This window comes from Enterobacter sp. 342, from assembly GCF_036663495.1.
In the GTDB taxonomy this organism is placed as follows: Bacteria; Pseudomonadota; Gammaproteobacteria; order Enterobacterales; family Enterobacteriaceae; genus Enterobacter.
This window is the reverse complement of sequence record NZ_JAWUEI010000071.1, coordinates 1-6,256: the sequence shown is the minus strand read 5'-3', so window position 1 is coordinate 6,256 and position 6,256 is coordinate 1. Positions and strand designations below refer to the sequence as shown.

The 6,256-nt window shown below is 44.8% G+C and carries 8 protein-coding genes and 3 pseudogenes; 3 read left to right on the top strand and 8 right to left on the bottom strand.

Going from position 1 to position 6,256, the window contains the following annotated elements:
* Positions 1–241: 241 nt before the first annotated feature.
* Both V6E55_RS24750 and V6E55_RS25930 read left to right on the top strand, forming a co-directional pair.
* Positions 242–799: a DUF6037 family protein gene (locus V6E55_RS24750; protein ID WP_316944094.1), complete on the top strand. Its 558-nt coding sequence runs from the start codon at positions 242–244 to the stop codon at positions 797–799.
* Positions 800–964: 165 nt separating this feature from the next.
* Positions 965–1,315 (top strand): 4-fold beta flower protein, encoded by a 351-nt coding sequence (locus V6E55_RS25930; protein ID WP_410380492.1) that lies wholly within the window; start codon positions 965–967, stop codon positions 1,313–1,315.
* A 39-nt stretch (positions 1,316–1,354) separates the two neighbouring features.
* On the opposite strand, the gene V6E55_RS24745 is transcribed toward V6E55_RS25930, so the two are convergent.
* From V6E55_RS24745 to V6E55_RS24735, 3 genes and pseudogenes are all read right to left on the bottom strand, one after another.
* Entirely contained in the window at positions 1,355–1,732 is a 378-nt protein-coding gene (locus V6E55_RS24745; RefSeq protein WP_316944093.1) for an antiterminator Q family protein, read from the bottom strand.
* Positions 1,733–1,745: 13 nt separating this feature from the next.
* Positions 1,746–1,817, bottom strand: a pseudogene (locus tag V6E55_RS24740) (hypothetical protein); the annotation flags it as partial.
* A 3-nt stretch (positions 1,818–1,820) separates the two neighbouring features.
* Positions 1,821–2,228, bottom strand: a complete 408-nt coding sequence (locus V6E55_RS24735; protein ID WP_316944095.1) for a hypothetical protein — start codon at positions 2,226–2,228, stop codon at positions 1,821–1,823.
* On the opposite strand from V6E55_RS24735, the pseudogene V6E55_RS24730 reads away from it, so the two are divergent.
* Positions 2,200–2,367 (top strand): annotated as a pseudogene (locus tag V6E55_RS24730) (ORF6N domain-containing protein); the annotation flags it as partial. The gene V6E55_RS24735 and the pseudogene V6E55_RS24730 overlap by 29 nt on opposite strands.
* Positions 2,368–2,450: 83 nt before the next feature.
* On the opposite strand, the gene V6E55_RS24725 reads toward V6E55_RS24730, so the two are convergent.
* From V6E55_RS24725 to V6E55_RS24705, 5 genes and pseudogenes are all read right to left on the bottom strand, one after another.
* Positions 2,451–2,624: a hypothetical protein gene (locus V6E55_RS24725; protein ID WP_316944092.1), complete on the bottom strand. Its 174-nt coding sequence runs from the start codon at positions 2,622–2,624 to the stop codon at positions 2,451–2,453.
* Positions 2,624–3,220, bottom strand: coding sequence for a Rha family transcriptional regulator (locus V6E55_RS24720; protein ID WP_316944091.1), 597 nt, complete (start codon positions 3,218–3,220; stop codon positions 2,624–2,626). The genes V6E55_RS24725 and V6E55_RS24720 overlap by 1 nt, the downstream gene beginning before the upstream one ends.
* 103 nt (positions 3,221–3,323) lie before the next feature.
* Positions 3,324–3,521 carry a helix-turn-helix transcriptional regulator gene (locus tag V6E55_RS24715; RefSeq protein WP_316944090.1) on the bottom strand — a complete coding sequence of 66 codons (198 nt, stop codon included), beginning with the start codon at positions 3,519–3,521 and terminating at the stop codon, positions 3,324–3,326.
* A 216-nt stretch (positions 3,522–3,737) separates the two neighbouring features.
* Entirely contained in the window at positions 3,738–4,601 is an 864-nt protein-coding gene (locus tag V6E55_RS24710) for a hypothetical protein (protein ID WP_316944089.1), read from the bottom strand.
* Positions 4,602–4,871: 270 nt separating this feature from the next.
* Positions 4,872–6,012: pseudogene (locus tag V6E55_RS24705) on the bottom strand (tyrosine-type recombinase/integrase).
* Positions 6,013–6,256: the final 244 nt, after the last annotated feature.

The window sequence follows — 6,256 nt, the reverse complement described above, 5'->3', positions numbered from 1 at the left end:
GCTCATGATGTCCCTCTGGGATGCGCTCCGGATGAATATGATGATCTCATATCAGGAACTTGTTCGCACCTTCCCTAAAGGGCCGGGAGCGAGATGATACACAGGCCAAATTAGCCACGCAAACTCAATGGTAAAAATCAGACGTTTCTCCAAATATATACTCATTGAAAATGATGCGGATCACATAATGCGTACGCACTATAAGTCATATTAAACAATGAATTAGAAATGGGAGACATCTATGCAGCTTTCAGGATTGAAAGAACTACACAAAGATATGAGACGAAATGGTGTTACTCGGACTCAGTTTCAGTACCGGCATAATCAGGTAGCTTTCGATGTGCTGTTTTTCACAGATGGCTCCCCATACAAACTACTTTTCGGCGCTATAGGCGAAAAGTGTTGTTTCGTGGTAAACGTCAAACCGGGCTATTCAATAGATCCCTTCTTACAGCCTAAATCGGCATATAACGACTTATGTCGTGTTTTAGGTATCGAGTACGACCCTAAAAATCCTTTCAGCACTGCAAAATTCTTTCGACACTTTGCAGAAGCAGTTCCACATACAATAACAACAACCAAAGAACCGAAGACACCACTAAACGCTCAAGCAAGCCTTAACGATGATGGAGATAAAATTTTCTTCAGCCATTGGCGAAACAATGGTGACAGCAGCCATGTAACTCGCGCTAACCTTGAAAAAACGCAAAAAGCATTTGGAAGCGAGATCGCAAATTTCTGCCTGGAGCGGAATATTAGTAGCTGCTGGACTGTAACGGAGAAGAGAAAACCAGAGTAATACGCGACAACATAAGCTGTGTTTCGCAGTGACCACTCTTAACAGAGTACAACAGATTTTGCGTAACGCACTAATGTTTTTTTGTGGCGATAAAAACTGATGAACTGAAGCAAAAGTCGTATATTTTTTATCAAAATCATCTTACCAAAGGGTGTTAGTAAAGCTATGGCTGAGTGGATTTTTGACAGGGGCGGACGCCCAACATTAATTTTGGATTCGGACTGTATAAGAAACAGTCGCGGACAAGTTGTTGCATGGATTTCTAACAACAGCGTTTACACTATGCAAGGCCGGCATGTTGGCTGGTTCGACGGCGGCGTGATATCGGATAGTAGAAATCAAGTGCTTGGTTTTATAAGAAACGCAACAGGTTCTACACCTGGGCGCCCAGGATTGGCTGGAACTCCTGGATTACCGGGGTTCGCTGGTCGCCCGGGGCGCCCTGGATTCGCAGGAGCTCCAGGGAGGCCAGGTCGAGGTGGCTGGTCTATAGAAAATCTTTCAGCGTATTTTTGAATGACAGAGGGAGATATGTTCTCCCTCTGTTGTTTTGTTTCAAGTGTAAATATCGCGATCCATTTCAAGTTTGATATCTAGCATTGATAAACATCCCTCTATAAATCCTTCTGCCATCTGAAACTTGATCCGAACCATTCCTTCAGATAACTTAAGTCTGCGGCCGATTGCACGCTTTGATACATTCTTTACATAGTGGTCGAAGATAAGCTCATACTCATCTTGAGGTTTCAGTTTTAACTTAGCCAAGCAACTATCAATAATAAGCGCATCATCCTCTGTGCACATCGGCATACTGCAATTTTCTGGTACGAGACCTTTAAATCCTGCAGCAATCGGCGAGTATCCTACCTCTGTTTCTATTCTGTGTTTTGACCAATTCCCCCAGCGATCCAAAACCATTTGAATTTCACGCATTATTCTATGCTCCTGTCTTATTTACGCTGTCGCTGATGTGCATTCCCTGAGGGCTAAAATGTTTTAGTGATGTTTCAAGTTCCATATCTCAAACCCTCGTCACGTTGCTGGCTTCCCACTCGAGATAAAGCTCGCTTTGTGGCTTACCGACCAGGTAGCTAAAAGGTTTTTTCTCGCCTTCCAGGAACGGGTGAGAGCGAGAGTCAAAGTTGGCTCCAATATCTCCAATCCACCCTTCACCTTCTCGTTGCTTTAACAAACGAATCATTGAGGCGGGAAGATTGATCGCGGCCTGTTCATCTTTGTCGAGACTCTCATATCCCATGCGTTCAGCTTTTCTCTGCGCCAGCTCGCGGGGAATGTTGCGCCAGACGGCCATCACGTTGTCGGGCATATCCGTTAACGCACCGGTGCCTTTTACGTCCATCTTTCCGGTTGGAGCGGAGTCGTTTGTTTTTCTGGCATGGGTAACCTCGCACGGTAAGGATGCTTTCACAAAGTTTATACCTGTGCTCCTGGAGAAAGGCTGTCATCGCCTATACCAGCTGTATATGAAAGGTGAACTGCCGATGAAAAAGACATGGAGCGGCGAATACAGCCACGATAAAGCGATTTATACGCCTGAAGGCCTCTGAGATGTATGGCCAGTAGAGAAACGCGGGAAGGAAGGTGAACGGATGAAAATATGGGGTGGCGTAAGCCACCCATAGTAACGAGACTATAAAACGCCTTCATGCTCGAGTGCCTTGCGAGCAATTTCCCCCACTAAATCTACAAGTTCATACAACAGCGTTGCCTCTTTCCCTGTACTGGATAAATAGCCGGCAGCAACTGCAAGCGCCCTGATTCTCTCAAGCTCATTAACCGGATTAAGTTTTTGCTCATCACACATTAATGAATCTCCTTATCACGTTCGCTACCGATGAAATCGAGCTTCAACTGACTGAGGCTTTCTACCAACGATTCCGCTTTTTCGAGCAGCACCAGATCGTCCTGACGTTTACGCAAACGGCGGCCAGCGTCACTTGAGTCTTCATCTGATACCTTACGAGCTGCAGCCACAATTGCCTGCAGTTCTTGAACTGAGTAATTAAGGTAGCCATGGGCCTGACGATCTAACTCTTCCATGTAATCGTAAACCTTAGCCTGCAGCTCGTAGCTATAACTCATTGCCATTAGGCAGGCCTCGCGCTTAGGGTACTGGTAGCAGGGGAGCTCACGCCCAGTGCTATCACTATACTGAGCCAAAAATTTGGCTGAGTACCCCTCACCCAAAACCTTCGGCGATTTGGCAAGGATGTGTTTGTGTTGAATCTTCGTATAGCGCTTGCATGGGAAAGTTAATCCTTCTGCTTCGGCTTTCGCTTTACGCTCGGCATTGATGTAATCGACCATTTCTAAGCTACTCATAGTCGGCGTAGAAATGCCGTGCTGACCGATTTTAGGTTGAGCGAGTACCTCCCCGGTAGGGGCATAAAATTTAGTCATGATGATTTACCTGTCGTTAATTAGTTGGTAGCTGTCGCGACATAACGATCCTGCCAAAGGGTTATCGCAATTTCACGCAAGTTATTCGTAAAAGTATGCGTAGTCAGGCAACCTCCTTACGTGAGTCTTCGATGCGCTGGTTAATCCAGTCATCAACTTCACTTTCAACGAAGGCAATGGAGCGCGGGCCAATTTTGATGGAATACGGGAATTTACCCTGACTCATCAGGCGGTAGAGCCAGGCCTTGCTGTAGCCAGTACGGCGCTGGACTTCGGAAAGGCGAATGAATGAGTGAGACATATTTACCTCGTAACGTCTTTTGTGGTTTACGAGATAAATGATGACATAGAAGTAATGCAATTCATCGCAACATTAGGGCTAATAGTAATAAGAGAGAAGTAACTATGAGGGTAAGGGGATTTTGGGTTAGTTTAACCATCATAGTAACTTTATTTTACCCTCAGGGTAAGGGTGCGAATCCCACATAGACCATGTATTTACCCTAAGGGTCGCCAGTCATTTTCTCTTAATAGGACATGCTACCTTTTCGATTGCACGAGCCTGAGCATCAGGCATGTTTTCATATTCCAACTTTAGCTGGGCAACTAGCGCATCCTGTGACGGTATAGTCCTGCGGTCATCCACGTCGTAGTTTGACCACTCAGAATTACGAAGTTGAATTGCGATCAAGAGAGGATCGTCGTCTCTAAACTCACCCAATTGTGAAGGTAGTTCGCCCTTAAGTGTTATTATCTCAGCACGCAAGAGCTCGATCTCTTTTTCAAGTTCATCACGTGATACTACTATTTGGCCTTCCTTTTCTTTTTTCTTTGCTAAACGGTCTTTCTTATCCTTTAACAATTTATCGGCACGTACACGAAATTTTTCTAAACAGGGCGGAATATTTACATTACTATCAATAAAGGCCATAGTAATCTCTGTCCCTCTAAAATAAAATTCACGATACCATCCATTCCCACCATCACATCTAGAATAAACACCTTTCAAATCAGGGCTGGATTCCTCAGAAAACTCCCCTCCAAGAGCCATATCCTTTAAGAAACTTAAAGATTGGTTTGAAAAACCATCACTTTTCTTAAAGCCACTAATGACATCATAATCATATAAATAAAACGGCTCACCAAATGGGATGTCATCCATATGCCAATATGCTTCTCTAGCTATAATTGCACAAGCATCTGAGAAACTAATATTTTCTTGTTTGGCTATTTCTGATAATAAAGTTTCAAAATGTATTAGTTCATTTTTTTCATTGTTTATTTGTTGAAACAAGCCCATTACGTCACCTCTCGTCCTCTGATTTTGGCGGCTATGCCAGCCCGCAGAGGTGTACGGGTTTTCGGGGATCAACCTAGACATAGCCATTTTCTTTTGTGGAATTATCATCTACTGAAGTATACATGTCTAGCTTCACTGTATACCTAACCAGTAAATTGCAGGGTATGCCACATTTGTTCTGATAGTTGTTTCAAGCTTGGCAAAAGCTGTTCCAGCATCAAAGATGATATACACATAAAAACAATGAGTTACAATCTCATCAACATTTATTGAACACCTACTTTTCATCTCACACGAGTAAAAATCTTAGCCGATGGTTTTATAAGCTAGCTCGTCCAGATAGTCCGCATACTACTGCAGCATTTCGCGTCGGCCATCAATGTACTGAGCATGATTGTAGGTACCACGTATCGTGTTTCTGTCAGAATGCGCCATCTGCGCCTCTATCCAGGCAGAATTGAATCCCTGTTCATGTAACACAGTACTCATGGTATGTCTGAATCCATGGCCAGTGGCTTGACCGGTATAGCCGATACGTTTAATCACCTGGTTAATGCTGGCTTCGCTCATCGGCTTCCCTGCGTCATTACGTCCCGGGAAAACATACTTTCCTCTACCGGTAATCTCTTTGAGTTCGAGCAACAGCTCCTTGGCTTGTTTCGGTATAGGAACGAGGTGTGGGCGGCGTATTTTCATGCGCTCTTTTGGGATTAACCAGAGATCTTTGCTCAGATCAAATTCATGCCACTCAGCAGCACGAAGTTCGATGGTTCGGACACTGAGGTACATGAGAAGTAATGTCGCGATACGGGTAATTTTACTACCGCTATATGCGTCGACAGCTTGTCTGAAGGGGCCAAGTTGAGCTGGTGAGAGATGAGGGAAATGTTGCTGCTTGGGAGATTTCAGAGCCCCTGCCAAATCAGTGACTGGGTTGTACTCGGCCCTGCCGGTAATGACAGCATAAGTGAATATCTGGCGGCAAGCCTGTCTCGTTTTCTTGAGCTTATCCAGGACACCACGTTCCTCCATCTTCTTCAGAACAGAAAGCATGTCCATGGGCTTGATATCGGTTATCGCCTTTCTACCAATATAAGGGATAATATCTTTTCGCAGATATTCGAGAATGTCGTCAGCATAACCGGAAGACCAATTCGGTTTCTTATGTTCATGCAATTCAAGTGCAAGAGACTCAAAGCTGTTATTCACCGCGAGTATTCTGGCTTGCTTCTCCGCCTGCTTAACCTCAGACGGATCTTCACCATTAGCGAATAATCGTTTCGCTTCATTTCGCTTATCTCTTGCCTCAGCGAGGGTTACATCAGGGAAAACGCCAATTGAAAGGAGCTTTTCTTTTCCTGCCAGGCGGTACTTCAGGCGCCAGTATCGGGAACCATTCGGGTTAACTAGCAGGTACAGGACCGCCATCCGCCAGTTTGTAGGGCTTGTCCTGAGGCTTAGCTGTGCTTATCTGGCGTGCCGTTAACTTCATTGGGGGTATCTCTTTCCATTGAACCTGCATATACCCCCGAATGCACCCCACATTGGCGTGGATTTCAATACAATTAAGTAGACGTAGGGAGAGCGAGATTTAGCTGAGTAGCTTGGTATAACTGGATTGAGTAGACTTTAAGAGACGTTAGTAGAAGTGATAATGGCACGCCCTGTAGGATTCGAACCTACGACCTACGGCTTAGAAGAACGTAGAGTACTATTTAACGCACTGTAATATCATT

Coding starts and splice junctions, on each gene's coding strand:
- V6E55_RS24710 (WP_316944089.1), bottom strand. CDS start 4,601: ATGTCTAGGTTGATCCCCGAAAACCCGTACACCTCTGCGGGCTGGCAT.
- V6E55_RS24750 (WP_316944094.1), top strand. CDS start 242: ATGCAGCTTTCAGGATTGAAAGAACTACACAAAGATATGAGACGAAAT.
- V6E55_RS24725 (WP_316944092.1), bottom strand. CDS start 2,624: ATGTGTGATGAGCAAAAACTTAATCCGGTTAATGAGCTTGAGAGAATC.
- V6E55_RS24745 (WP_316944093.1), bottom strand. CDS start 1,732: ATGCGTGAAATTCAAATGGTTTTGGATCGCTGGGGGAATTGGTCAAAA.
- V6E55_RS24715 (WP_316944090.1), bottom strand. CDS start 3,521: ATGTCTCACTCATTCATTCGCCTTTCCGAAGTCCAGCGCCGTACTGGC.
- V6E55_RS24720 (WP_316944091.1), bottom strand. CDS start 3,220: ATGACTAAATTTTATGCCCCTACCGGGGAGGTACTCGCTCAACCTAAA.
- V6E55_RS25930 (WP_410380492.1), top strand. CDS start 965: ATGGCTGAGTGGATTTTTGACAGGGGCGGACGCCCAACATTAATTTTG.